This window comes from Cobetia sp. BL01 (assembly GCF_056493605.1).
On sequence record NZ_JBVBEE010000002.1, the window covers coordinates 252,957 to 278,767 of the forward strand.

Sequence of the window (25,811 nt, forward strand, 5' to 3'; positions counted from 1 at the left end):
GACATTTCCTCCCTGCCTGGCGTGTCACGCTGCCCGTGGGCGCTCATCCGTCGATGAGCATGCCGCTGCTGGCCAGCGCTTCGCGAACGTTGTCCGGGGCTTCCGGCGCGGCGGCGCGGAACAGACGATAGAAGTTGGCGGTGGTCTGCATCGCCAGCTCATCGACGGTGATGCCGCGCTCGGCGGCGATGCATTCGGCGACCTCGACCACGTTGCCCGGCACGTTGGAGGTGCCACGGTACGGCACCGGCGCCAGGTAGGGGCTGTCGGTCTCGATCAACAGGCGATCCAGCGGGATGGCGCGCGCCAGCTCGCGGACATGCTCGGCATTGCGGAAGGTGACGATCCCGGAGATGGACACCATGAAACCGTGGCCCACCGCGACACGTGCCATGTCCAGATCTTCCGTGAAGCAGTGCAGCACGCCACCCACGGCGGGGTCGGTATGCTCCTTGATCAGCGCCAGGGTGTCCTCGCGGGCTTCACGGGTATGGATGATGACCGGTAGCTCCAGCTCGCGCGCGGCAATCAGATGACGCGTGAAGCGCTCGTATTGCAGTTCACGGCTGACGCTCTCGTAGTGATAATCGAGGCCGGTCTCGCCGATGGCCACCGCACCGAAGCGCTCGGCACACTTCTTGATGTCCTCGACCGAGGGCTCCGGGTCTACCTGATGCAGCGGATGCACACCGGCGGAAATCACCACATCGTCATGCTGTCGGGCGATGGCCGAGATCTCGGGCACATCGTCCAGCGTGACCGCGATGGCGAGGAATTGATGCACGTGACGGGCGCGCGCGGCGTCCAGCACGGCGTCAAGGCTGCCGCCATGTTCTTCAAGCTTGAGGCGATCAAGGTGGCAATGCGAATCGACAAACATCCGGAAACTCTCAGACTGGGGGCCACGCGAGGCATGGCGAAAACATGAACGACCGACACGCCAGCATGGCGGCACCGGTCGGGGGGACAGGCAGAGCGGGATCAGCTCATAGCGTATAGGTGGCGTGGCCCTTGCCCAGCATGCCGGCCAGATGGTTCTCGATATGATCACGCACCTGGCGGTCCTCTTCACTGAAGTGGATGCCGATGCCTGCGGTACGGCGACCGCCGACACCCGAGGGGGAGATCCAGACCACGCGACCGGTGACCGGAATGCGCTCGGATTCTTCCGGCAATGTCAGCAGCAGGTAGACCTCCTGCCCCATGGTGTAGCGCTCGGTGGTCGGCACGAAGATACCGCCTCGCACGAGAGTCGACATGTAGGCGGCCAGCAATGTCTTCTGGTCGCGAATCGTCAGCGACAGTGCCTTCTGGCCTTGCTGTGGAGCGGTGTGCATCCTTCACCTCCGGCCGGTGATCCGGCGAATTCAGTCTCGTGGCTCGGCGTCTGCTCTTCTCACGGCGACGCCGAGCAGCGTGAATCTCATGGCGCCTGTCCTGCGGTTCGCGCGGCGCCTGCTGTCAGTCTAGCCCGCGGGGCACGTTGAGCGCTGCCTCCTGCTCACGGGCATCACGAACGCAGCAGCGCTGCCCAACGCACCAGCCAGGATTCCAGCACCAGCTGCGGGTTGGGGTTGCCCCCCGCCGCCAGCAGACGGCGCTGCTCACGGGCAAAGTCCAGCAGCTTGAACCAGTCACGGGTGCGACCATTCTTGACCGCCTGACGCAACAAGGGCTCAAGACTCGGGTCACGCAGCTGCGCGGTATTGCCAGACAAGCCCATGCGAATCAGATCTTCCAGCCAGGCAATACCGTACCACAGCACCTGCGACAGCGGTTGGCGCTCCAGACGCCAGGCTTCCGCCACCGGCTCTCCCCCGCGCACCAGCGCGTCGAACAGTTCACGCAATGCCTGCCTGAGCTGGCGCTGGTCCGCCTCGCCCAGACGCACCGCCAGCTGCGGCAGGCCTCCTGCCATGCGCAGCAACGATTGGGCATCTTCGCCCAGCTGCTCGCTCAACCACGGCAGACTGTCTTCAGCCGACGGAATCACCAGGGGCCACTGCTGGCAGCGGGAGCGAATGGTCGGCAGCACGCGCGATGGCATGTCACTGAGCAGGATGAACAGGGTGTTGGCGCCGGGCTCCTCGAGACTCTTGAGCAGCGCGTTGGCCGAGGCGATGTTCATCGATTCCGCCGGCTGCAGGCGAATGACACGATAGCCGCCCTGCTGGGCCGTCTGGGCGACGAACCGATTGACGTCGCGGATCGGGTCGATACGGATCATCTTGCCGACGTCCTGAGGTGACACCGCCATCAGGTCAGGATGATGCCCTGCCGCCAGCATGTGGCAACCATGGCAGTCACCGCAGGCGGCAGCGCCGGGCTTGCCCTGTGCGGTGCGGCATAGCACACGGGCGATCATCGCATCCGCGAGTTCCTGCTTGCCAAGCCCCGAAGGCCCGCTGAGCATCACCGCGTGCGGCAGGCGACCGCTGTCATGCACGGCGGTGAAGTGCTGCCACAGCGAGTGCTGCCACGGCAGCGGCGAGAAACTCGAGAGTGTCACGCCGTCATCGCTGGATCGCGTTGCGCTCATGCGGTCTCTCCTGCCTGCCAGGCGGCGATGCGGGCCGACAGCACGCCGGCGATCTCGGCCTGTACCTCTGCCAGCGACTGATCGGCATTGATGGTGGCAAAGCGCTCGGGGTCTGCATCGCGCCGCTGGTGATAGCCGACTCGCACCGCTTCGAAGAACTGCTCGGCTTCCTGCTCGATGCGATCCGCGCCTTCGCCGGTTTCGGCGCGCCGTGCGGCCAGACGCCCTCGTGCGGCCTCGACCGGCATGTCCAACAGCAACGTCAGATCCGGCTGCAGCCCTTTCTGCACCAAGGCTTCCAGTGTGGTGATGTCGGCCAGCGGCAAGCCACGCCCGCCGCCCTGATAGGCGAAGGTGGCATCGGTGAAGCGATCACACACCACCCAGGCACCACGTTCCAGCGCCGGGCGAATGGTCGCGGCCAGGTGCTGGGCACGCGCGGCGAACATCAGCAGCAGCTCGGCATCATCGCTCAAGGCCTCCGCGGGGGCCGGGTCCAGCAACAACCGGCGTATGGCTTCCGCCCGCTCACTGCCTCCGGGTTCCCGCGTACGCACCACCTCGATGCCGTGCGCCTCGAGCTCGGCGACCACGAAGGCGACATTGGTGCTCTTGCCGACACCTTCTCCTCCTTCCAGGGTGATGAAACGCCCCGTCGATGGGCTCACCTCGAGGGGGGGGATGTGGCGAGAAGACGTCGTGCTTGCGGCGCTCGGACGTGAAGACATGAGGTTTCCTGATTCAGACGGCAGATGACTCGCGACGAAGGCCCACGCGGCATGGCGATGATCACCGGACCACGCGGACATTTCGCCTCATTCACGGCGTATTACCGGTTGAGAATATAGCGGCGCACGGCGTTGTTGTGCTCTCGCAGAGTGCGCGAGAAGTGGTGCTTGCCCTCGCCCTTGGCGACGAAGTAGTAGGTGTCGCCTGGCTTGGGGTGCACCGCGGCTTCCAGAGCGGCACGCCCCGGCATCGCGATGGGTGTCGGCGGCAGGCCGGTGATCACGTAGGTATTCCAGGGGGTCGGCTTGCGCAGATCGGCACGCGACAGCGAGCCATCATAATCCTCCCCCAGACCGTAGATCACGGTCGGGTCGGTCTGCAGGCGCATGCCACGCTCCATGCGACGCTTGAACACGCCGGCGATCTCGCCACGCTCTTCCGGGGCACCGGTCTCGCGCTCGATCAGCGAGGCCAGAATCAGGGCCTCGTACGCGGTGGTGATCGGCAGGTCGTCATCACGCCCGGCCCACACGTCCTCAAGCGTCTTGCTCATGCGCGCGTAGGCCTGCTTGTAGAGCGACAGATCGCTCACGCCCTTGTGATAGCGGTAGGTGTCCGGGAAGAAGCGCCCTTCCGGCTTCTCGCCTTCTGCCCCTACGGCCGCCATCAGTTCCTCATCGCTCATGTCGCGAGTCGTGTGCTCAAGCTTGGGTGAGGCGTCCATGGCGGTACGCATCTGGGCGAAGGTCCAGCCTTCCGGCACGGTCAGGGTATAGCTGACGACGTCATCGCTGGACAGCAGTGCCACCAGCTCACGCCCGTTCAGGCCCGGCGTGAGACGGAATTCACCGGCGCGCAAACCATTGACGGCATCAGGCTCCAGACGTGCCCATACCTTGTACGGCCAGCTGGCCTCGATGATGCCTCGGGATTCCAGCTCGCTCACCACCTTGGAGAGACTGGCACCGCGCGGGACCTCGAACAGCTGTTCCTGCTCGATCGCCAGCGGTGACAGCAACTGTGCCTGCCAGTAACGAAAGCCCACCATACCCGCAGCCACGGCCACGACGACCAGCATCAGAAGGATCTTGAATACACGCATAATCGGATTTCCAGTCTTCATGGCGAAGAAGGTGTCTGCTCGGGAACGCCCCCGCAGCCTGGACGCCTTCCATCAATACGCGGGCTCGCCCAGCAAGCGCGCGACAATGTCGTTCAGTGACGCAAGCGCCGGATGCCCCTCATCACTCCATTGGGCCAGAGGCGCTCCCGACGCCGCCAGCAAGGTGCGCAGCGGCCAGACGCCCTGCACGGAATTCATCACCACCACCACCTCGGCCGCCCTCAGTGATGCCAGTCCTTCGCGCACTCGCATGACGGGGAGCTCGGCCTCTAGCGCCACCAGCAAGGTGCCCTCGACACCGGCGCGATCCAGGCATGGCGTGAACCATTGCCCGTCGCGATACCAGGCGAGGTTCATGCTGGTGGCCTCGACGAGCTCATCGCTTGCCGTCAGCAACAGCCCCTCCCGGATGGCGGGGTCTGTCCACTCACGGCGTGCCAGCACATTCTCGAGCCGGTTGAGATGCTTGAGTCCCGCCAGCGCCGGCTGCTCCGCCACGCGCAATTCGCACACGCGCGCCGTGATGCCCTGACGGGCCTCACGATTGACCACAAAGGGCATTGCGCGTGCCCGCAGACGAGGTTCGGGTGACTCGGGTGCCTTGTAGCCACGACCACCGGACCCGCCGGTGACGACCAGCTTGAGCACCTCGAGCCCCTCGCCCCGACAGACGTCCAGACACGCATCGAGCGCCTGCGACGAGGGCACGGGCAAGCCAAGTCGCCGGCAACCACGGGTCAGTCGCGCCAGGTGCCGTGACCATAGCTGCGGCTGGCCATCGCGCACCAGAATCGTCTCGAACACGCCCTCACCGTAGGCAAGGCCGCGATCCTCCATGGGCAGGTCCGCCGCAAGCGAGTCGTGAAGCATCTCCTGCGTGGTACCGGTATGGTCAGCCGTCATCGATGCAACACTCCTTCGCGACATGCATGGCACACAAGGTGTCAGCAAGACATCGTGATCCGGTCATCACCGCCTGGCAACGCCCCACAGACAGACGCGCCCCCGGATGGGAGCGCGTCAGAGGGGAGATCACGACAGCGTGCGACCTCAGTCCTTGAGCTTGCCGAACACCAACGAGCCGTTGGTGCCACCGAAGCCGAAGGAGTTGGACAGGGTGTACTCGATCTTCATGTCGCGTGCGACATTGGGAACGTAATCGAGATTGCAGCCCTCGGCCGGATTGTCGAGGTTGATGGTCGGCGGGGCGACCTGATCACGCATCGCCAGCACGCAGAACACGGCCTCGACGGCACCGGCGGCACCCAGCAGGTGACCGATCATCGACTTGGTGGAACTGACGGCCACATTGCGCGCCGCGTCGCCCAGCACGGATTCGACGGCCAGGCTCTCGGCCTTGTCGCCGGCATTGGTGGACGTGCCGTGAGCATTGATGTAATCGATCTCGCTCGGGTCCAGCTTGGCATCCCGAATGGCGTTGCGCATCGAGGCGGCCGCGCCACGGCCGTCTTCAGGCGGCGCCGTCATGTGATGCGCATCATCGGACATGCCGAAACCGAGCACCTCGGCGTAGATGGTCGCACCACGTGCCTTGGCGTGCTCATACTCTTCCAGCACCACGACACCGGCACCGTCGGACAGCACGAAGCCATCACGATCACGGTCCCATGGGCGGCTGGCCGCCTGAGGGTCGTCGTTGCGGGTCGAGAGCGCGCGCGCCGCGGAGAAGCCGCCCAGACCCAGCGGTGTGGTCGCCATCTCGGCACCACCGGCCACCATCACGTCAGCATCGCCGTAGGCGATGGTACGAGCGCTGTAACCGATGTTGTGCGTTCCGGTGGTACAGGCGGTGGTGATCGCGATGTTGGGGCCGCGATAACCGAACTGGATCGCCAGGTTGCCGGAGATCATGTTGATGATGGAGCCCGGCACGAAGAACGGCGAGATGCGACGCGCACCGCCTTTCTCCAGCGCCTTGTGATTGTGCTCGATCATCGGCAGACCACCGATACCGGAACCGATGGCAACACCGATGCGATCGGCATTGTCTTCCGTGCACTCGATACCGGAATCGGTGATGGCCTGATGGGCCGCCGCGATACCGTACTGGATGAAGAGGTCCATCTTGCGGGCCTCTTTCGGGTTCAGATACTGACCCACATCGAAATTCTTGATGGAACCGCCAAAACGGGTATTGAAACCGCTGACATCGAAATGCTCGATGGGTGCGATGCCACTCTTGCCCGCCTTGATGTTGCTCCAGCTTTCCTCGACGGTATTCCCTACCGGGGTCACCAGGCCTAGACCTGTCACCACTACCCTTCTGCGAGGCATCGTGTCTCCTCCAAAACTATCGACTTGGCACGCCTGGGCCAGCTGCACCTGGGCGGTAATTGAGCGCATTATACAGAAACCTTGCCAGTGATGGGCAGTCGGTTTTCCTGCGGTTTTCCAGACGCTGTCCTGCGCACAGGCAACGGGGGTGACACCGCCATGTCACCTGCGATCAACACTGCCGACCACACGCCCTGCTCCCGCCTCTTTTCGCCCACAAAGACAGGGCTCTGGCACAGGAAGGTCGCGCGAGACATCCCGCGACAGGCTCACGCTCCTGCGCAGACCTCGCCCTTGCCTCGGACGTCGCCCGCCCCTGGCACCGCCAAACTCTCGCATCTCCCGCCGGCAGAGAAGTCTGCCGTCCTTGCTGGCCGCTCTGCCGAGAAAGGCACGGCCGACCAGCGCTCAAGAGTGACGAATGGCAGAAACGACAAGAGCCGCACTGAAGACAGTGCGGCTCTTGAACGTACAGACGATTGCATCACGACCCTGAGCCACGAAGGGCCCGCTGGTCGCTTCAATCCACCTTACTGGTGGTTGACGATGTAATCGATAGCTTCCTGCACGGTGGTGATCTTCTCTGCTTCTTCGTCAGGAATTTCAGTATCGAATTCCTCTTCCAGAGCCATCACCAGCTCAACGGTGTCCAGGGAGTCGGCGCCCAGGTCTTCAGTGAAAGAGGAAGAGTTCTGGATGTCTTCTTCTTTGGCGTTCAGGCGCTCGGCCACAACCTTCTTGACGCGTTCTTCAATGGTGCTCATTTAACAATCACTCCTAGTGGTACGGAATCCGCAGCTCGAAAAAGCTGGGCGTAGTTTATAGGCCACCCCAAAAGGACGCAACCACGTCCCCGCGCGGGGCTTAGCGCATGTTCATGCCGCCGTTTACCTGCAACGTCTCACCGGTAATGTAGCCTGCTGCATCACTGGTCAGGAAGCCGACTGCCGCAGCAATCTCTTCCGGCTGGCCAAGGCGCGCCAGCGGGATGTTGCCGAGCAGCGCTTCGTGCTGCGCTTCCGGCAATGCTTCGGTCATGTCAGTGGCGATGAAGCCCGGCGCCACTGAATTGACGGTAATATTGCGCGACGCGACTTCACGCGCCAGCGAGCGGGCAAAGCCTTCCATGCCTGCCTTGGCGGCAGCATAGTTGACCTGACCGAGGTTGCCCATGGTCGCGACCACGGACGAGATGTTGACGATGCGACCGAAGCGCGCCTTGGTCATGCCGCGCAGGCAGCTCTTGCTGACACGGAAGACCGACTTGAGGTTGGTGTCGAGCACCGCATCCCAATCGTCTTCCTTGAGGCGCATCAGCAGGTTGTCACGGGTGATGCCGGCGTTGTTGACCAGGATGGTCGGTGCGCCGAAGCGCTCGCCGATTTCCTTGAGCACGGCGTCGACGCTGGCCTGGTCGGTGACGTTGAGCAGCATGCCCGCGCCTTCGATACCGTGCGCCTCGAGGTCAGCGCCGATGGCGGCCGCCCCTTTTTCGCTTGTGGCCGTGCCGATCACGATACGGCCCTGACGGCCGAGTTCACGGGAGATGGCTTGGCCGATGCCACGACTGGCACCGGTTACCAGTGCGATTCTGCGTTCGCTCGTCATCTTGAGTCCTGAGTTGGCTGATCCAAGTCACATGACTGGCCGCGCGGGCCAATCACGAGCTTACTGATTCTGTTCGGCAGCGGTCTCACGGGCAAGTTCCAGCGCCGCTTCCAGGCTGTCCGGGTCGTTCACGGCCAGGCCACGGGCCTGACGCTGGATACGCTTGCCGAGACCGGTCAACACCTTGCCCGGACCGCATTCGATGAAGGTCCGCGCGCCGCTGTCGAACATGGCATTGACGCAATCCGTCCAGCGCACCGGCTGATAGAGCTGCTCAATCAGACGCTGACGCAGTGTCTCGACATCCTCATGGGCCTTGGCATCGACATTCTGGATGACGGTGTAGCGCGGCGCACGGAAGTCGATGTCGTTCATCGCCTCGGCCAGCTTGTCAGCCGCCGGACGCATCAGATCGCAATGCGAAGGCACGGAGACCGGCAGCGGCATGGCACGCTTGGCACCCGCCTCCTGACACGCCGCGATGGCACGCTCGACGGCAGCCGTGCCGCCCGCGATGACCACCTGACCCGGCGCATTGTAGTTGACTGCCGCGACCACTTCACCCTGCGCCGCACTGGCACAGGCAGCTTCGACCTGAGCATTCTCGAGACCGAGAATGGCCGCCATCGCGCCCTGCCCCTGAGGCACGGCAGTCTGCATGGCTTCGCCGCGCAGATTGACCAGCTTGACGCCTTCGGCAAAGCCGATCACGCCGGCGCAGACCATCGCGCTGTATTCGCCCAGGGAGTGACCGGCCATGCGCGCCGGACGCGGACCTTCCAGCTCCTGCCAGACGCGCCAGATGGCAACGCTGGCCGTCAGAAGCGCAGGCTGGGTCAACTCGGTACGATTGAGCTCCTCTGCCGGGCCTTCCTGCGTCAGATGCCAGAGATCGCGCCCCAGCGCGTCAGAGGCTTCTTCGAAGGTAGTGCGGACGACGCTGTAGCGCTCCGCCAGCTCCCGCAGCATGCCGACCTGCTGGGAGCCCTGTCCCGGGAAGATGAGGGCCAGGGAATCTGTCATTGCTGTCACCATTTCCATCTGTTCAGGTGGGACTGACACGGGTAAGGAAACCCGATTTCCGCTGGCCCGCCAGTGCGCTGCGCCGTGTCGCTCCCATCCGGAGCCATTCACCAACGCCACACACTCCTGCCAGGGGAAAGCCTGCTTCTCCCTTCACTGCATTGTACTCACCAGCGACACACTTGCTGCCTGCTACCACCCTCTCACTCGCCATTTCTCGCGAGCACAGGCCTTAACACCTGCCGGACATCCCGGACATCAGGCGGCGCCTTCGCGTCAGACCCGATGCCACATCGGTCGGGCGCAGGCATTGTCGCACCGAGTGAGACCAAGCTCGACCCCCGCCGACCAAGAATCCGACCAATTTACGCAATTAACCCGGCAGGCTGCCCTTGAGAGCATGCGCAAGACGCTCCGGCAAGCCTCGACGCGCCTCACTCGCCGCGCGCGAGACAGCATAGGCGAATCCCTCCGCGGCCGCCCCGCCATGACTCTTGACGACCACGCCAGCCACGCCCAGCAGACTGGCACCGTTGTAGCGCACCGGATCCAGCTGACGAGACAGGCGCGTCAATGCCGGACGTGCCAACCAGGCCATCAGGCGCGTACGCCAATCCGCCGCCAATGTCGCCCCCAGCTGTGCCGACAGCATCTGGGCCAGCCCTTCACTGCTCTTGAGCACGACATTGCCGACGAAACCGTCGCAGACCACGACGTCTACCCCACCTGCAAAGAGGTCGCCCCCTTCAACGAAGCCGAGATAATCGAAATTCGCACCGCTGCCAGCCAGCAAGGCATGCGCTTCCTGCACCTGCGCCGTCCCCTTGCCGGATTCGACACCGACATTGAGCAGCCCCACGCGCGGGTTGGTGACACCTTCCACCAGCTGGCACCGCACGGCACCCATGCGAGCAAATGCCAGCAGATGCTGCGGCGCGACCGCCACATTGGCGCCAAGATCCAGCAGACTGCAGGACCGCTCTCCCTGCGTGGGTACCGCCGCACAGATGGCTGGCCGCTCCACTCCCTCGACCGTTCCCACGTCCCGCATGGCCAACGCCATCAAGGCGCCGGTATTGCCCGCACTGACGCAGGCATCGGCCTGCCCGCTCGCCACCAGGTCGAGCGCACGGGACATGCTGCTGGGCTCGCGACTGCGCACGACACGCGAGGGGCGAGCATCAGACGCGACAATGCCGTCGACAGCGAGTGTCTGAAGGCGATCACGAACACGGGAGAGTGAAGCAGGGAGGGAATCAAGCTCGGCACCCAGAAGATGCCCTGGACCCACCAGCGTGGCGCTGAGTCGTGGGTCACGCAACAGTGCACTGGCAGTGCCCCGTAACGTAGCGCGGGGACCGAAGTCCCCGCCCATCGTATCGATGGCGATACGCACGGCGTTACGCCGTGCGCTGCATCAATGCTTTAGGCATCGACGACTTTACGGCCACGGTAGAAACCGTCGGCAGACACGTGGTGACGCAGGTGAACTGTACCGGTTTCCTTGTCCTGGGACAGGGTCGGTGCAGTCAGGGCGTCGTGGCTGCGACGCATGCCACGCTTGGAACGGGTTTTGCGGTTCTGCTGAACTGCCATGGGAATTACTCCAATCTTGTCGACAAATTGAGTTCAGTGCTTGTCCTTCAGGGTGCCAAGCACACTGAATGGATTCACAGCGGGTGCGTCCGAGGCCTCGGGTTCCACACCGCTGGCCAGCTGGTCGCGAGAGACGGCACAATCGGCCTCCTCGTGGTAGACCACCTGCGGCAGGACAAGGAGCACTTCATCCTCGATCACTGACAGGAGATCCAGCTGTTCGTTTTCCACCACTACCGGCTCGTACTCACCGGGCAGCTGCGATGCCAGTGCGTCATTGGTGACCAGTCCCAACAGGAATTCGCTGGAAAGCGGTTCCGGCTCGGTAGGTCCCAGGCAGCGCTGGCACAGCAGACTTGCCTCGAAGGCGATGCTGCCCTCGATGAAGCTGCGACGCTGAGTATCGATGTCAAAGGCCAACGTGATGCTCACGTCACCCTCCTGTGCACCGATCGCTTCAACTACACGGGGCATGTCCGCCAGAGGAATCACGCCTTCAAGGCGTTTTCCCGCTGACGCCAGCCGGTAGGGCTCGACCTTGGTCGGCAGTCTTGTGGTCAACATAGGCGCGCCATAATAGGGATTCCCCCTCCCGGTGTCAAAATGCATGAGCAACTTGTTCATTCTGCCAGCCCACGGCATGGCGGCCTTTCCGCGCCACCCGACCCGAGCATGAGCACAGATGAGGTCAGGCGGATCCTTCAGCGCGCGATTGTACGCCTGTGTCGCTTCAATGCCGAGAGGATTTGCGGCATCCTCCAATCTCAAGCATATCAACGAGTTGTCGTGAGAATGCATGGCGGCGATGCATCACACGGAGAATCACGCGCGCGCCGCCCCCTCTCGACCTCCTGCCCTCTCATGCTCCGCCCCCTTCGCGCCCCGAACGCCTGCACGAATCGAGAGCCCAAAAAGAGAACAACGCCATGACACGACTGGTACTGGCTTCCAGCTCCCGCTGGCGCCGAGCCTTGCTTGATCGACTCGGACTCCCCTACACATGGGGGGCGCCTGACATCGATGAAACCCCTCGTCCCACGGAATCTCCCGAGGCACTGGTCCATCGCCTGTCCCTGGGCAAGGCCAACGCCCTGGCGGAGGCCTATTCACACCACTTGATCATCGGCAGCGACCAGGTGGCCGTCTTCGAGGGCGAGATCCTCGGCAAGCCACAGGACCTGGCCGCCGCCCGCGCTCAGCTGACACGCTTCTCGGGACGCCGTGTCCGCTTCGTCACCGGCCTGGCGCTGTTGGATACACACAGCGCGCGACACTGGGTCTGCCATGAAAGCTACGACGTGGTGTTTCGCACGCTGAGCGAGCAGGAGATCACGCGTTACGTCGAGCGCGAATGCCCGCTGGACTCGGCCGGCAGCTTTCGCATGGAGGGGTTGGGCATCACGCTCTTCGAGCGTCTCGAGGGACGTGATCCCAACACCCTGATCGGCCTGCCGCTGATTCGCCTGTGCGAACTGTTGCGTGAGGCAGGCCTGGATCCACTGCTGGAGGACTAGGGCAGGCGATAGCTGACCGGCGAGACATTGGCGTCAAGCCCCAACGCGCTGGCCATCACACCGGCAAAGCGCCGCGTGAAGCGCTCGAAGGGATCCTGACGCGGCGTGTAATCATGCACGCCACCCTGCGGCGCCAGTTCGGCGGCCAGCTCCTCAAGCGTTGCGGTGCGATCCACAAGCCCGAGCGCGCGAGCCTGCTCGCCGGTCCAGATCAGCCCGGAGAACAGCGCCGGATCGTCCTTGAGCCGCTCACCGCGCCCGGCCTTGACCGCCGCGATGAACTGCTGGTGAGTCGTGGCCAGCACGTTCTGCCAGAAGTCGCGCTGTTCAGGCGAGATCTCGGAGAAGGGATCGAGAAACGCCTTGTTGTCACCTGCCGTGAATACACGTCGCTCGATTCCCAGCTCTTCCATCGGCCCCTTCAGCCCGAAGCTCGAGGAGATCACCCCGATGGACCCGACCAGACTCGACGGTGCCGCGAGAATCTCGCCGGCGCCAGCTGCCATGTAATAGGCGCCACTCGCCCCGAGATCCTCGATCACGGCGATCACCGGCTTGCCACCCTGCTCCCGCATGCGCATCAACTCGTCATAGACGCGCTGGGACTGCACGGGACTGCCGCCGGGGGAATTGATATCCAGCACCACCGCCACGGAGGCCGGCGACTCATTGGCCGCTCGCAGGCCCTTGATGATGCGCTCGGCATTGGCTTCGCCATCCGCCTCGATCACGCCCTTGACGCGCACGACACCGAGGTGCCGTTCACCGGGCAAGGCTGCCGGCTGGCTGCCGAGCGTGAAGAGGGTCACGGATGTCGCGATCGAGGCAATGAACAACAACGCGAACAGGAAGCGAAAGAACAGCTTCCAGCGCCTGGAGCGCCGTTGCTCGGTGACCACGCCCTGCACCCAGCGGTCCATCATCTCGAGCTGCACGGTACGCTCACGCGCCTGCCAGTCCACCTCGCTGCTGGAGGTGGCAGCGCTGTCAGCGCCCTGTCCGCTCGCGCCCGCTCCCCCCTCGTCCTTGCCACCTGGCCCTTCACGCCAGGGATCCTGCGGCCTGTCACTCATCGCTTGCTGCTCCTGTCATGGGCAGGACACCGTCATCATCTGACCGCGCCAAGCCACTCCATCAATTCATCGAAGTGCGAGACGATGCGCTGTGGGGCACAGGCCTCGAGTCGCGGCACGCTGTGCACGCCATAGGTGACACCGACACTGTGCATGCCCAGCGCACGCGCCATCTCGAGATCATATTCGGTATCGCCGACCATCAGCGCCTCATGCGCCTCAACGTTCAGCTCGGCCAGCAGCTCTTCGAGCATCAGTGGATGCGGCTTGGACAGCGTCATGTCCGCGGTACGCGAGGCGTGGAACCAGTCACCGCAGTCATGGGCCTGGAACATCCGATCAAGCCCGCGACGACTCTTGCCCGTCGCGACGGCCAGCAGCTGCTCCGGGTGAGCTCGCAGACGCTCGATGCCATTTTCCACGCCCGGAAAGAAATCCAGCGGCGTGGTATCGACTGCCACGAAATGCTGCTTGTAGGCCTCGACCAGTGCCTCGCACTGGGCAGCCGAAGCTCCGGGGAACAGCCGCGCCATGGCCTCCGGCAATCCGAGACCGATGATGTCGCGCGCGGCATGCGCCGGAAGCTCTCCCATGCCGACCGCCAGCGAGGCCGCCTGCAGGCAATCGACGATGCGTGCCTCGGAGTCCATCAAGGTACCGTCCCAATCGAAGATGACCAGACGATAGCGAGGTGAAGGCAGTACCGCAGAGGCGTCAGTCATGACGGGCTCCCAATTCTCGAGCATTGGCAAGGACGCGCTTCATGCGCTTGTCCAGCGGCGCACGGACCGTCACGGTCCGCCCGTCGGTGGGGTCCGGGAAGCTGAGCTGAGCGGCATGCAGGAACAGGCGCTCCAGCCCGACCTTCTTCGCCAGCGCATTGCCGCGCTCGGTCCCGTACTTGGTATCGCCGAGCAGCGGGTGACCGGCATGCACGGAGTGCACACGAATCTGGTGGGTACGCCCGGTGATCGGCTCGGCCTCGACCAGCGTCATGCTGGGATAGGCTTCGCGCACCGCATAACGGGTACTGGCCGTCTTGCCGGCCTCGTCGACGCGCACGCGACGCTCCCCGTTGCCGCCGTCGTAACGCTCAAGCGGTGCATTGACGTAATCACGCCGCGAGTCCCAGCGCCCTTCCACCAGCGCCAGATACAGCTTGGTCATCTTGTGGGCCTTGAGGTCCGCATTGAGCTGCAGCAACGCCGCACGCGTCTTGGCCAGCAGGATGCAGCCGGAGGTATCACGATCCAGACGATGGACCAGCTCCAGAAACGGCAGTTCATCACGAATCTGACGCATGGCCTCGATCAGCCCGATCTTGACGCCGCTCCCGCCGTGCACGGCGAGACCGGACGGCTTGTTGATGACCATGAAATCATCGGTCTCGCGCACGATGCAGCCCGCCAGCACCTCACGCAGATTGCCACTGACTTCCTGCACCGCGGCTTCCGGCGACAGGCGCAGTGGCGGTACACGCACCAGGTCTCCCGCCTGCAGGCGATAGTCGACCTTGATGCGCTTCTTGTTCACCCGAACCTCACCCTTGCGCACGATGCGATAGATCAAGGCCTTGGGTGCCCCCTTGAGACGTGTACGCAGGAAATTGTCGATGCGCTGCCCGGCCAGTTCCGGGGCAACCTCGATCCACTGGACTGATTGGCCCTCGGCCATGTCTCGCTCCTTTCCGGCCTCGCCTTCGCGCGGCCTGTTCATCATGTTGCCGTACGCCGGGGCGCACTCAGACTGGCCATTCTACGGTGTCATGCGACCAATGGGGAATCATCCCGCCATCGGAGGGCTCTGGCTGCGCCGCTCAAGGCCGCGAAACCCGGGACGAATGGCGGGCTTTCGGGCGAAGCATTTGATATGCCTGCCGAATTGCTGGCCCATACCTTTACTGGTATATTCGGGCCCAGTGAGATGGGCCTTCTCTATATGCCTGATCACCCGCGTCACGACCCCGCCGAGACGGCGAGGTAGACGGTTCTGCATGCGGCGTGAAACCCCATGCAGACCACGTGAACAGGGCCAGCCGGCCCACGACGAAACAATGCGCACCGACGTCAGCACCGTGCAGAGTCTTCACGCACCCTGTTGTCACCTGGACTGTCGGCCGCGTGCTGTCCTGCGCAACGGGTCTGCCGATTGCAGATCACGAATGCCGCCTCACGGACAGTCGTCCAATGCCGCTGGCTGGCCAGCATCATGACGAAAGACATCGATAACGTCCGCGCCAGAGATGGCGAGGTAACGCTATCAGCGGGCGCGGGACGTGTTACCCCGCGCGCCGCAGCGCGACCGGCCGTGACGCCACCTCCCCGCGAGACACGTCACTGCCCTCGAGCGCAGCAACACGATGCAATGCCCAGCCTTCTGGTGGGCCAATGACACACTACCGCCCGGGCATGATGCCCGGGCAATCATTCGATATCCGTGCCGAAGGCCGGCGTCGATGAATCGGCGAATGCCAGGTGTTAGGGAAGAGACCGCAGGGCCGGAGGAGTCAACGTTCCCCGCAACACGTCCTGCCTCTTTCCAGTACTCAACATGATCATGCCGCATGTGGCACGTCACGAGACGTGCCTGCATGCGAAAGACGCATCCCACGACATGCGCTGAGCACAACACGAAGCTGAAAACGGTTCCTCGTCGCCGACGCAAATGCGGCTGCCCTTCGGCACGCCCAGTCTAGCGAGACGACATGAAACGGATGCTCATCAACGCGACCCAGCCGGAAGAGCTGCGCGTCGCACTGGTCGACGGACAACGCCTTTACGATCTCGACATCGAGTCTGGTGCCCGCGAGCAGAAGAAAGCCAACATCTACCGCGGCAAGATCACCCGCATCGAGCCCAGTCTGGAAGCCTGCTTCGTCGATTTCGGCGCCGATCGCCACGGCTTCCTGCCGCTCAAGGAAATCTCCCGCGAGTACTTCAGCAAGGACCCGGGCCAAGGCCGCCCCAACATCAAGGAAGTGCTCAAGGAAGGCCAGGAAGTCATCGTCCAGGTCGACAAGGAAGAGCGTGGCAACAAGGGCGCCGCCCTGACCACCTTCATCAGTCTGGCCGGCCGCTTCCTCGTGCTGATGCCCAACAACCCGCGTGCCGGTGGCATCTCCCGCCGCATCGAGGGGGAAGAGCGCGCCCAGCTGAAAGAGGCGATGAACAGCCTCACCCTGCCGGACAAGATGGGCGTCATCGTACGCACCGCCGGTATCGGCAAGAGCGCAGAAGAGCTCCAATGGGACCTCGACTATCTGGCACAGGTCTGGGATGCCGTCACCAAGGCTGCCGCCAGCCGCCCTGCCCCCTTCCTGATCTATCGTGAATCCAATGTCATCATCCGTGCCATGCGCGACTATCTGCGCAATGACATCGGTGAGGTGCTGATCGATTCCGGTGACGTCCAGGAAGAAGCCCTGTCCTTCGTCCGTCAGGTCATGCCGAGCTATCAGCAGAAGATCAAGCTCTATGAAGACGACGTCCCGCTGTTCTCGCGCTTCCAGATCGAATCCCAGATCGAGACCGCCTATCAGCGCGAAGTGAAGCTGCCTTCCGGTGGCGCCATCGTCATCGACCACACCGAAGCTCTCGTCTCCATCGACATCAACTCCGCGCGTGCCACGCGTGGCAGCGATATCGAGGAAACCGCGCTGCAGACCAATCTGGAAGCGGCGGACGAGATCGCGCGCCAGCTGCGTCTGCGTGACATCGGCGGCCTGGTGGTGATCGATTTCATCGACATGACCCCGGCGCGCAATCAGCGTGAAGTCGAGAATCGCGTGCGAGACGCGCTCAAGATCGACCGCGCTCGCGTGCAGATCGGTCGCATCTCACGCTTCGGCCTGATGGAAATGTCGCGCCAGCGCCTGCGTCCGTCACTGGGCGAGACCAGCGGCGTGGTCTGCCCGCGCTGTGACGGCCAGGGCACCATCCGCGACGTGCGCTCCATGGCGCTCTCGATCATGCGCCTGATCGAGGAAGAGGCCATGAAGGAGCGCAGCTCGCAGATCCGCGCCATCCTGCCGGTGCCGGTCGCGACCTACCTGCTCAACGAGAAGCGCGCCACGCTGTTCGACATCGAGCGTCGTCAGGGCGTCAATGTCGTGCTGCTGCCGAACCCGGAACTCGACACGCCGCACTACGAAGTCGTGCGTCTGCGTGATGACCATGTCGATGAAGACGGTGCCGACAAGTCCAGCTTCGAGCTGTCCGTCGAGACCGAAGTCGGCAAGGAGCCGGATCCGAACTTCGACAAGCCACCGGCACGCACCGAAGCGGCGGTCAAGAGTGTGTCCCACACGACACCAGCCCCCGCCTCCGCACCGGAAGTCAGCAAGCCTGCCGAGCCCGCCGAGACTGACGAGAACACCTCCGCTTCCGGCAACGGCAACGGCAACGGCAACGACAATGCCAAGAACGGCAACCGTCGTCGCAATGGCAATGGCAGCAATAACCGCAGCCGCAACGACAATCGCAACGACAGCCAGAGCGAGACTCGCAACGACAGTCGTCAGGGATCGCGCAGCGACACTCGTAATGACGGCCGCAATGCCAATCGCAACGACAATCGTCAGACCTCTCGCAATGACGGGCGCAATGCGGTGAGCAAATCCGAGGCCACAGCGACCCCGGCCACCCAGGCACCGGCAACAGCCCCTTCCGGCGGCGGCCTGCTGGCACGTCTGGCCAAGGGCTTCAGCCGCCTGCTGGGCAGCGACGACAGCGCCAGCGCGACGCCGGCCAAGTCCAGCGAAGCCCGCAAGGCACTGGAAAAGGCACGCGAGCGTCGCGAAAGCGTCAGCGAAGCCTCAACCGACGGCAATGCACGCAAGGATGGCCGCAATGCCAACCGCGGCAACGCACGCAACGACAATCGTCGCCGCAACGCCGAGGGCGATTCACGCCAGCAGGACTCGCGTCAGCAGGACTCGCGTCAGCAGGACTCTCGTCAGCAGGACACGCGCGGCAACGACAACGATGGTCGCAACGACAGTCGCAACGATGGTCGCAACGACAGCCAGAGCGACAACCGCTCCGAGGGTCGCAACAACAACAAGCGTCGTCAGCGCAATGACCGTGGCAATCGTCGCAAGTCCAGCGAGTCGCGTCAGGACAACGCTCAGGACATTGTGACCAACGACAGCAAGCCGCAGGCAGAAGCGACGGAGAAGACATCCGACGCACAGACACCTGCCAAGGCGCCGTCTGGCAATGATGCCAAGAGCGATGCCAAGCAGAACGTTGCCAAGCAGAACGATGCCAAGCAGAACGAGGCCAAGCAGGACAATGCTGCCAAGCGTGATGACAAGCCGGCGCGCCGTGAGAAGCCTTCCAAGGCGGACAAGGCAGAGCAGGTCAACAGCCATCATGCTCGCGAGTCCATCAAGGCGGCAGAACAGGCCCAGCAGAGCGAGCAGCAGGCAGACGATGTCCAGCAGCCGACGCGCAACAATCCGCGCGCTCGTAGCCGCAGCCATGCACTCAACCCCGACGCCATCGCTCAGCAGCAGTCCCTGAAGGCCATGGCACTGGCCGGCCCGCAGGCGCAGAGCGCTCAGCCAGCCGACGCCGTGCTCGATGACGTCGCCTCGACCGCAGCACCGCAGCAACCGGTTCCCGCCGTTGCCGAGGAAGGTGCCGAAGGCGTGAAGGTCGCGCCTGAGACGGTCGAGAGCAGTGAACCGCAAGCGCAAGCTGTCGTCGCTGACAGCGATGGCGACAAGGCAGCACCTGCCGACACCAGTGCCGACGTCAGCGCCAAGGTGGAGACGGAGGTGACGCCGGCCGTGGCAGTGACCGCTGACAACGCCTCGCCTGATGAGCAGCCGTCGGTCGCCGAGACGCCAGAGGCGCCGGAAATCAGTGCGCCCAGCACGCAAGCCCTGCAACAGGACGTGACGACACGGGATGGCTCTGCCGAGGTCAGCGACTCCAGCACCGCGCCTGCCACGCCCCATCAGGCTCAGCGCACTGAACAGCACGCCACCCAGCGTACTGAGCAGCATGCACCGCAGCAGGCCAACGCTCATCAAGCGCAGGCCGAGACGCTGAGCGCAACGACCAAGACCGATGCCGACACCTCTGAAACCGTGTCCGATGCCGAGGCCGATGTGGCAGCAACGGACGTCAAGGCGGATGACAGCGCGGTACAGGCGCAGGTCGCGGTGGAGACCGCACCGGAAGCGGCCGTCGACAGCCAGGCGCTGAAGGACAGCGTGATGCCGCAGGAGACGGCGTCCGTGGCCGAGACCGAAGCTTGTGTGGAAGCAGACACGCCCCATCGCACTGAGCACGCCAGCGAAGCGGCGACGCAGCCAGAGACGGCAGCTCAGGTAGAAGCGACTCCTGAGACTGCTCCTACCGAGCGCGATGCAGGGCAGTCTGAAGCCGCCAAGCCGGAAGTGCAGCAGCCACAGACGGAATCTGCCGCGACCCCGCTGGCGTCGACTCAGGCCGATGCACAGCCTGATGCGTCTCAGGCAGAGGCTGCGCCAGTAGAGCCCGCTCTGGAAGATGTCGAGGCGACCGCCTCCGTGCAGACGGAAACGCCAGCACAGGATGACGACATCGCCGCGGCAGACGCTCAGGCACCTGCAAGCGATGACAAGCAAGATGAGGCAGCCGGGACCGCCAACGCTTCACGTCGCCGCCGTGGTGCTCGCGCCTACAATGACCCGCGCGAAGTTCGTCGTCGTGAGCGTGAGGCCGCCGAGAAAGCGGCCGCCGATGCTCAGGCGACAGAGGGTCAGGCAGAAGTCAGCTCGCAGGACAACGACGACAGCACGACACGTTGAGCCCTGCCCCCTGCCTCACCGGCTTCATCGGTGCAGGCAGGGGATTGACCCGCCACGAAAAAGCCCCGCAGAGTGATCTGCGGGGCTTTTTCGTGGCGGAATACCTTCGACAAACCGACCAACCGTCAGGAAGGCGTCGCGGCCATCTCTCCCAGTACGCGCGGTTCCTGCTCCAGCCAGACCCCGAAGCGCGCATGAACGCTCTCACGCACCTCCTGTGCCAGCGCCAGCAGCTCCGAGACCTGCCCGCCCCCAAAGTGAACCAGCACCAGCGCCTGGCGATCATGCACGCCGACATGACCCCGACGTGCCCCCTTGAGGCCACATTGGTCGATCAGCCAGCCGGCCGCCAGTTTCACGCTGCCATCGGCCTGCGGGTAGTGCGGCAAGGTCGGATGATGCGCCAACAGCTCGCGAGCCTCGTCGGCGGCAAGCTGAGGGTTCTTGAAGAAGCTTCCCGCATTGCCGAGCACGGCAGGGTCCGGCAGCTTTTCACTGCGCGTGGCAATCACGGCATTCGCCACGCTCAATGGCGTGATGGCCTCCCCTTGCGGTGTGGCGGCATTGACGCGCTGAGCGAGGTCCCCATAGGCCAGTTGCGGTGTCGCTTCACGCGTCACCACGAACTCCAGGCGAGTGATCAGGACGCGATGCTCAAGCGACCCCTTGAAGAGACTGTCACGGTAGCCGAAGGCGCACTCCTCGCGACTCAGCCAGCGCGTGCTGCCATCCTCCAGCGACATGACTTCCAGTCGCAGCAGATGGTCGGCCAGCTCGACACCATAGGCACCGATGTTCTGGATCGGGGCTGCGCCACAGCAGCCGGGAATCAAGGCCAGATTCTCATAGCCCCACCAGCCAGCTGTCGCCAGCTCCATCACCAGGGCGTGCCAGCGCTTGCCCGCCTCGACACTCACGGTGGCGGTTCTGCCATCCGCTGCCGGCGTGATCGTCATGGCCTCGAAGGCCGGGCGCATCACATGGGCATCCAGCCAGGGCAGCAACACCAGATTGCTGCCCCCACCGATCACCACCAGACGCTCATCGGCCGCACGCGAGTCCAGAATCTGGCGACGCGCCTCGGCCACGCTGCGTGGCTCACTGAAGGTACGTGCGGTGGCGGCAAAGCCCAAGGTATTGCAGGCCGTCAGTGATGCTCTCGTCGATGACTTGTCGGGCGCCATCATGAAGGGGCCCGCGTGACAGGTGGCAGGGCATCGATCAATGCCTCACAGGCGATGTCGATCAGGTCCAGCACCTGCTCGAAGGCCGCAGGCCCCCCGGTATAGGGGTCCGGCACTTCGCGACTGCCTCGCGCCGGAGCCGGCAGCGGCGTCGGCAGCAGGTCCAGCAGACGGCCAAGCAGTGCCGGACTGTCCTGGGGTGCCAGACGCCGCGCGTCACTCAGGTTGGCATCATCCATCACCAGGATCAGATCGACGTCATAAAAGTCCTGCACGCACAGCTGGCGGGCGCGCAGGCCACTGATGTCGTACCCACGCTCAGCCGCATGCGCGATGGCACGTGAATCCGGCGGAGCACCCACATGCCAGTCACTGGTACCACAGCTGTCGACCTCGATGAGCTCATCCAGCCCATGGCGTGCCAGCGCGGCACGCAGTACGCCTTCCGCGCTGGGGGAGCGACAGATATTGCCCAGACAGACCATCAGAATTCGTCTGACCGGCGGTCTGCGCGCCGCTATCCGCTCAAGCAACTCACTCATCACCGGCCTCTTGCGTCAGCCAGTCACGCACGCGCTCGAGATCTTCCTGGGTATCCACACCGGCAGGATGGGAGGTGCAGGCGATGGCGACCTGAATCGCATGACCATGATGCAGTGCGCGCAATTGCTCGAGCTGCTCGAGCTGCTCCAGCGGCGCCGGCAGCCAATCGACATATTCGCTCAGAAAGCTGGCGCGATAGGCGTAGAGACCGATATGGCGCAACCAGGAGTCGGTGGCCAGCACGGTCGGCGGCGTGGTGAAGTGCTCCCGATCCCACGGCAGCGGTGCGCGCGAGAAGTACAGCGCGCGACCACGCAGATCACGCACCACCTTGACCACATTGGGATTGAACAGGCTATCGACACTGGTGATGGGCTCGGCCAGGGTCGCGATGGAAGCCCCCTCGTCTTCCTCGAGACGCAAGGTGACCTGATCGATCAGCGCGGCAGGCAACAGCGGCTCATCTCCCTGCACGTTGACGACCAGCGTCTCGGGAGCCAGTGCCAGCCGCTCGACCACTTCCGCGAGACGATCGGTGCCACTGGGGTGATCGGCACGAGTCATCACGACCTCGGCACCGAAGCCCTCACAGACGGTGCGGATACGCTCGTCGTCCGTGGCGATCACCACACGGCTTGCCTGACTGGCACAGGCATTGCGCCAGACATGCTCGATCATCGGCCGACCATGGATGTCCGCCAACGGCTTGCCGGGCAGGCGCGAGGAGTTGAAGCGCGCCGGAATCACCACCACGGCGCCACGACCTGTCACATCACTGCTGTGCGCCACATCGCTCATCAGCCGCGACTCCCCTTGAGCTTCTCGTCGGCATCCATCACGCGCGCTTCTTCTTCCAGCATAACGGGGATGCCGTCACGCACGGGATAGGCCAGTCCATCATAGAAGCACTTGAGCTCGGCATTCGCCGCATCATAGGTCAGCTTGGCCTGACAAAGCGGGCAGACCAGCAGCGCGAGCAATTCCTTGTCCATCGAGACATCTCCGGGATAACAGCTAATAAGAAAGAAACAATCGGTCAGTCGCTCACAGCGCCTCGAGGCGGTTGGCGAGCCAATCCACCAGCGCCTGATCCGGACGCGCCTCGACATCCAGTGCCCAGCAACGCTCGTTGGCGAAGCGGCGACACTTCACGGCATCCTTGGCCGTCATCACCACCGGCAGGTTGTCGGAAAAGCGCAGATCCGTCGGCGTGAAGCGATGATGGTCCGCCAGGGGATGGGGCTGATGCTCCACCCCCAGATTGGTCAAGGTACGGAAGAAACGCTGTGGATTGCCGATACCGGCCAGTGCATGCACCGAGCCACTGAATGGCTGATGAGTGGCGGGATAACGCACATCATCGATCAGATGGCGCCAATGGACCGGCGTCAGCGTCATGCAATGTGATTCCACCGGCAGACGGGTGCAGTCGATCACCCCATTGGAGATCACAGCATCGACACTCGCCAGCCGTGACAGCGGCTCCCGCAGGGGGCCCGCCGGCAGGCACCGCTGATTGCCGAAGGCGCGCTCGCCATCCACCACCACCAGCTCGATGTCTCGCCCCAGCGCATGGTGCTGCAAGCCGTCATCGGAGAGCAGGATGTCGCACCCCGCCGCGATCAGACGACGCGCGGCACTGGGACGGTCCGGGTCCACCGCCACCGGCAGGCCGGTCTGCTGAGCCAGCATCACCGGCTCATCACCGGCGTGCTGCGGGTCCGTATCGGCCTGGACATACAGCGGGTAACGCGGCGCGTGGCCACCATAGCCCCGTGAGATGATGCCCGGGCGCCAGCCCTGCTCGCTCAACCAACGGCCGAGCCAGGCCACCAGCGGCGACTTGCCGGTTCCACCGACGGTGATGTTGCCGATCACGATCACCGGCACCGGCGCCTTCCAGACCTCACGTTTGCCAGTGAGATAGGCCTCACGTCGGCGTGCCACCACCCCTTTATAGACATGCTCCAGCGGACGTAACAGATGGAGCCAGGCGGCGCCCCGATACCAGGCGTCTACCAGTCGTTCACTCATGCGTCAGCCGTCTCCCGGAACTGGATGCGATGCAGGGCGGCGTAGGCCCCTTCCTGAGCGATCAACGCTTCATGCGTACCGTCTTCGATGATCTCGCCGTCATCCATCACCAGGATGCGATCCGCCTTCTCGATGGTGGACAGCCTGTGCGCGATGACGAAGGTGGTACGGCCCTGACAGACTTCCTCCAGCGCCCGCTGGATATAGCGTTCCGACTCGGTGTCCAGCGCCGAGGTGGCCTCGTCCAGCACCAGAATCGGCGAATCCTTGTAGATGGCACGCGCGATGGCGATGCGCTGACGCTGCCCTCCCGAGAGCATGATGCCGTTGTCACCGACGATGGTGTCATAGCCCTGACTCATGCGTTCGATGAACTCGTGGGCATAGGCGGCGCGCGCCGCCTCCTCGACCCGCTGGACATCCGCTTCCCCGGTGCCGTAGGCGATATTGGCGGTGAGGTTGGCATTGAACAACGTCACGTTCTGGGAGACCAGCGCGATCTGCTGGCGCATCGGGCGCAGCTTGTAGTCCTCGATGGCCACGTCGTCGATCAGGATGCGGCCCGTGGTAGGCGAGTAGAACCGTGGCAGCAGGCTCATCAGCGTCGACTTGCCGGAACCGGAGCGCCCGACGATGGCCACCATCTGCCCGGCCTCCACTTCCAGATCGATGCCCTTGAGCACATCCGGCTGATTGTCAGCGTAGCGGAAGTGGACGTTGTCGAAGCGCACCCGACCCGCCAGGCGACCGTCCGGAACCACGTTGCCGTTGTCGGGCTCCGCGGGCATGTCGAGCAGCCCGAACAGCTCCTCGGATGCCGCCATGCCCTTCTGGATCTCGCCGTTGACCTCGGTCAGCTGACGCACCGGCTTGGCCATCATCGAGGCCGCGGTGATGAAGCCGACGAATTCACCCGCCGACATGCCAGCCATCAATTCCGGCGCCATCGCCAGCCACACCAGGGTCGCCAGTGCCACGGCGATCAACAGCTGGATCACCGGCGTGGCGGTGGCCTTGGTCAACGCCTCCTTCATCTTCTGCTCGCGGTTGTACTCACTGACCGCAGCGAAGCGCGCCTTCTCGTAATCTTCCGCACCGTGGGTGCGGACCACCCGATGCCCGGACAGCGCCTCGGATGCCACATGGGTGACCTCCCCCATCGAGCCCTGGATACGCTTGGAGAGCTTGCGGAAGCGCTTGCTGGCATAGCTGACCACCCAGCCGATCAGCGGCGTGACCGCGATGAATACCAGCGTGAGTTTCCAGTTGGTCCAGAACAGATAGCTCAGCAGACCCAGCACGAAGAAGCCTTCGCGCATGATGATGGTCAATGCCTTGGTGGCGGCGCCGGTGATCTGCTCCACGTGATAGGTCACGCGGGTGATCAGGTGACCGGTGGAGTTCTCGTCGAAGTAACGTCCCGGCAGATGCAGCATGTGGTTGAACACGGTGGTACGCAGGGTATGCACCACGTTGCGTGCCACGTCGCTCATGCAGTAGGTCCCCAGGAAGGTCCCCACACCGCGTATCGCGAACATGCCGATCACGAACAACGGCAGGAACAATCTGAACTGGGCGTCAGGATTCTGAATGCCATCGATCAGGCGCTTCATCATCTCGGCCAGCGCCGTGCTCGAGGCACCATAGATGACGTAACCCAGCACGGCAGCCAGGAACATCTTCCAGTACGGACGGACATAGCCGAGCAGGCGGCGGTAATGAATCCAGGTGGAGTCGCGACTCACGGGGTC

24 protein-coding genes are annotated in these 25,811 nt (G+C 63.9%); 2 read left to right on the top strand and 22 right to left on the bottom strand.

Going from position 1 to position 25,811, the window contains the following annotated elements:
- Positions 1-43 precede the first annotated feature (43 nt).
- The 13 genes from ACZYGA_RS04770 to ACZYGA_RS04830 form a co-directional block, all read right to left on the bottom strand.
- Positions 44-880, bottom strand: coding sequence for a TatD family hydrolase (locus ACZYGA_RS04770; protein WP_084209132.1), 837 nt, complete (start codon positions 878-880; stop codon positions 44-46).
- 106 nt (positions 881-986) lie between these two features.
- On the bottom strand, positions 987-1,337 hold the full coding sequence (locus ACZYGA_RS04775; protein WP_077372097.1) for a PilZ domain-containing protein: 351 nt from the start codon (positions 1,335-1,337) through the stop codon (positions 987-989).
- A gap of 173 nt (positions 1,338-1,510) precedes the next feature.
- Positions 1,511-2,539, bottom strand: coding sequence for a DNA polymerase III subunit delta' (locus tag ACZYGA_RS04780; protein WP_077372094.1), 1,029 nt, complete (start codon positions 2,537-2,539; stop codon positions 1,511-1,513).
- The gene (gene tmk, locus ACZYGA_RS04785) at positions 2,536-3,267 is read right to left on the bottom strand and encodes a dTMP kinase (RefSeq protein ID WP_341542427.1); all 732 of its coding nucleotides are present in this window, start codon (positions 3,265-3,267) and stop codon (positions 2,536-2,538) included. The genes ACZYGA_RS04780 and tmk overlap by 4 nt, the downstream gene beginning before the upstream one ends.
- Positions 3,268-3,368: 101 nt before the next feature.
- Entirely contained in the window at positions 3,369-4,370 is a 1,002-nt protein-coding gene (gene mltG, locus ACZYGA_RS04790; RefSeq protein WP_084209134.1) for an endolytic transglycosylase MltG, read from the bottom strand.
- A 72-nt stretch (positions 4,371-4,442) separates the two neighbouring features.
- Complete coding sequence (gene pabC / locus ACZYGA_RS04795; protein WP_479398500.1) at positions 4,443-5,294, bottom strand: aminodeoxychorismate lyase; 852 nt, start codon at positions 5,292-5,294, stop codon at positions 4,443-4,445.
- 147 nt (positions 5,295-5,441) lie between these two features.
- On the bottom strand, positions 5,442-6,686 hold the full coding sequence (gene fabF, locus ACZYGA_RS04800; RefSeq protein ID WP_077372085.1) for a beta-ketoacyl-ACP synthase II: 1,245 nt from the start codon (positions 6,684-6,686) through the stop codon (positions 5,442-5,444).
- A gap of 530 nt (positions 6,687-7,216) precedes the next feature.
- Positions 7,217-7,450, bottom strand: a complete 234-nt coding sequence (gene acpP, locus ACZYGA_RS04805; RefSeq protein WP_065392587.1) for an acyl carrier protein — start codon at positions 7,448-7,450, stop codon at positions 7,217-7,219.
- Positions 7,451-7,550: 100 nt separating this feature from the next.
- The gene (gene fabG, locus ACZYGA_RS04810) at positions 7,551-8,294 is read right to left on the bottom strand and encodes a 3-oxoacyl-ACP reductase FabG (protein ID WP_043331893.1); all 744 of its coding nucleotides are present in this window, start codon (positions 8,292-8,294) and stop codon (positions 7,551-7,553) included.
- Positions 8,295-8,354: 60 nt separating this feature from the next.
- Positions 8,355-9,317, bottom strand: coding sequence for an ACP S-malonyltransferase (gene fabD, locus ACZYGA_RS04815; RefSeq protein ID WP_077372081.1), 963 nt, complete (start codon positions 9,315-9,317; stop codon positions 8,355-8,357).
- A gap of 373 nt (positions 9,318-9,690) precedes the next feature.
- On the bottom strand, positions 9,691-10,713 hold the full coding sequence (gene plsX / locus ACZYGA_RS04820) for a phosphate acyltransferase PlsX (RefSeq protein WP_479398501.1): 1,023 nt from the start codon (positions 10,711-10,713) through the stop codon (positions 9,691-9,693).
- A 29-nt stretch (positions 10,714-10,742) separates the two neighbouring features.
- Entirely contained in the window at positions 10,743-10,913 is a 171-nt protein-coding gene (gene rpmF, locus ACZYGA_RS04825) for a 50S ribosomal protein L32 (RefSeq protein WP_065392644.1), read from the bottom strand.
- Between the two features lie 33 nt (positions 10,914-10,946).
- Positions 10,947-11,345, bottom strand: a complete 399-nt coding sequence (locus tag ACZYGA_RS04830) for a YceD family protein (RefSeq protein WP_308457318.1) — start codon at positions 11,343-11,345, stop codon at positions 10,947-10,949.
- A 494-nt stretch (positions 11,346-11,839) separates the two neighbouring features.
- Here ACZYGA_RS04830 and ACZYGA_RS04835 point away from each other — a divergent pair, with 494 nt between their 5' ends.
- On the top strand, positions 11,840-12,427 hold the full coding sequence (locus ACZYGA_RS04835; RefSeq protein WP_141392621.1) for a Maf family protein: 588 nt from the start codon (positions 11,840-11,842) through the stop codon (positions 12,425-12,427).
- Here ACZYGA_RS04835 and sppA read toward each other — a convergent pair.
- Genes sppA through rluC form a run of 3 tightly spaced genes read right to left on the bottom strand, consistent with a single transcriptional unit; the run spans position 12,424 to position 15,174 of the window.
- A complete protein-coding gene (gene sppA, locus ACZYGA_RS04840; RefSeq protein WP_077372070.1) occupies positions 12,424-13,500 on the bottom strand; it encodes a signal peptide peptidase SppA in 1,077 nt (358 codons plus the stop codon). The two genes, ACZYGA_RS04835 and sppA, sit on opposite strands and share 4 nt — an antisense overlap.
- Before the next feature lie 35 nt (positions 13,501-13,535).
- A complete protein-coding gene (locus ACZYGA_RS04845) occupies positions 13,536-14,222 on the bottom strand; it encodes an HAD-IA family hydrolase (protein ID WP_136938267.1) in 687 nt (228 codons plus the stop codon).
- Entirely contained in the window at positions 14,215-15,174 is a 960-nt protein-coding gene (gene rluC / locus ACZYGA_RS04850; protein WP_077372067.1) for a 23S rRNA pseudouridine(955/2504/2580) synthase RluC, read from the bottom strand. Before rluC ends, ACZYGA_RS04845 begins: the two co-directional genes overlap by 8 nt.
- A 1,030-nt stretch (positions 15,175-16,204) precedes the next feature.
- Here rluC and rne point away from each other — a divergent pair.
- Positions 16,205-20,299 (top strand): ribonuclease E, encoded by a 4,095-nt coding sequence (gene rne / locus ACZYGA_RS04855; RefSeq protein WP_479398502.1) that lies wholly within the window; start codon positions 16,205-16,207, stop codon positions 20,297-20,299.
- Between the two features lie 125 nt (positions 20,300-20,424).
- Here rne and murB read toward each other — a convergent pair whose 3' ends face one another.
- Genes murB through msbA form a run of 6 tightly spaced genes read right to left on the bottom strand, consistent with a single transcriptional unit; the run spans position 20,425 to position 25,805 of the window.
- Positions 20,425-21,486, bottom strand: a complete 1,062-nt coding sequence (murB, locus tag ACZYGA_RS04860) for a UDP-N-acetylmuramate dehydrogenase (protein ID WP_479398504.1) — start codon at positions 21,484-21,486, stop codon at positions 20,425-20,427.
- On the bottom strand, positions 21,483-22,025 hold the full coding sequence (locus ACZYGA_RS04865; protein ID WP_479398505.1) for a low molecular weight protein-tyrosine-phosphatase: 543 nt from the start codon (positions 22,023-22,025) through the stop codon (positions 21,483-21,485). The genes murB and ACZYGA_RS04865 overlap by 4 nt, the downstream gene beginning before the upstream one ends.
- Positions 22,018-22,824 carry a 3-deoxy-manno-octulosonate cytidylyltransferase gene (kdsB, locus tag ACZYGA_RS04870; protein ID WP_077372058.1) on the bottom strand — a complete coding sequence of 269 codons (807 nt, stop codon included), beginning with the start codon at positions 22,822-22,824 and terminating at the stop codon, positions 22,018-22,020. The genes ACZYGA_RS04865 and kdsB overlap by 8 nt, the downstream gene beginning before the upstream one ends.
- A complete protein-coding gene (locus tag ACZYGA_RS04875) occupies positions 22,824-23,018 on the bottom strand; it encodes a Trm112 family protein (RefSeq protein ID WP_077372055.1) in 195 nt (64 codons plus the stop codon). Before ACZYGA_RS04875 ends, kdsB begins: the two co-directional genes overlap by 1 nt.
- Before the next feature lie 52 nt (positions 23,019-23,070).
- Positions 23,071-24,060 (bottom strand): tetraacyldisaccharide 4'-kinase, encoded by a 990-nt coding sequence (gene lpxK / locus ACZYGA_RS04880; protein ID WP_077372052.1) that lies wholly within the window; start codon positions 24,058-24,060, stop codon positions 23,071-23,073.
- Positions 24,057-25,805 carry a lipid A export permease/ATP-binding protein MsbA gene (gene msbA / locus ACZYGA_RS04885; RefSeq protein WP_254696427.1) on the bottom strand — a complete coding sequence of 583 codons (1,749 nt, stop codon included), beginning with the start codon at positions 25,803-25,805 and terminating at the stop codon, positions 24,057-24,059. Before msbA ends, lpxK begins: the two co-directional genes overlap by 4 nt.
- Positions 25,806-25,811 lie beyond the last annotated feature (6 nt).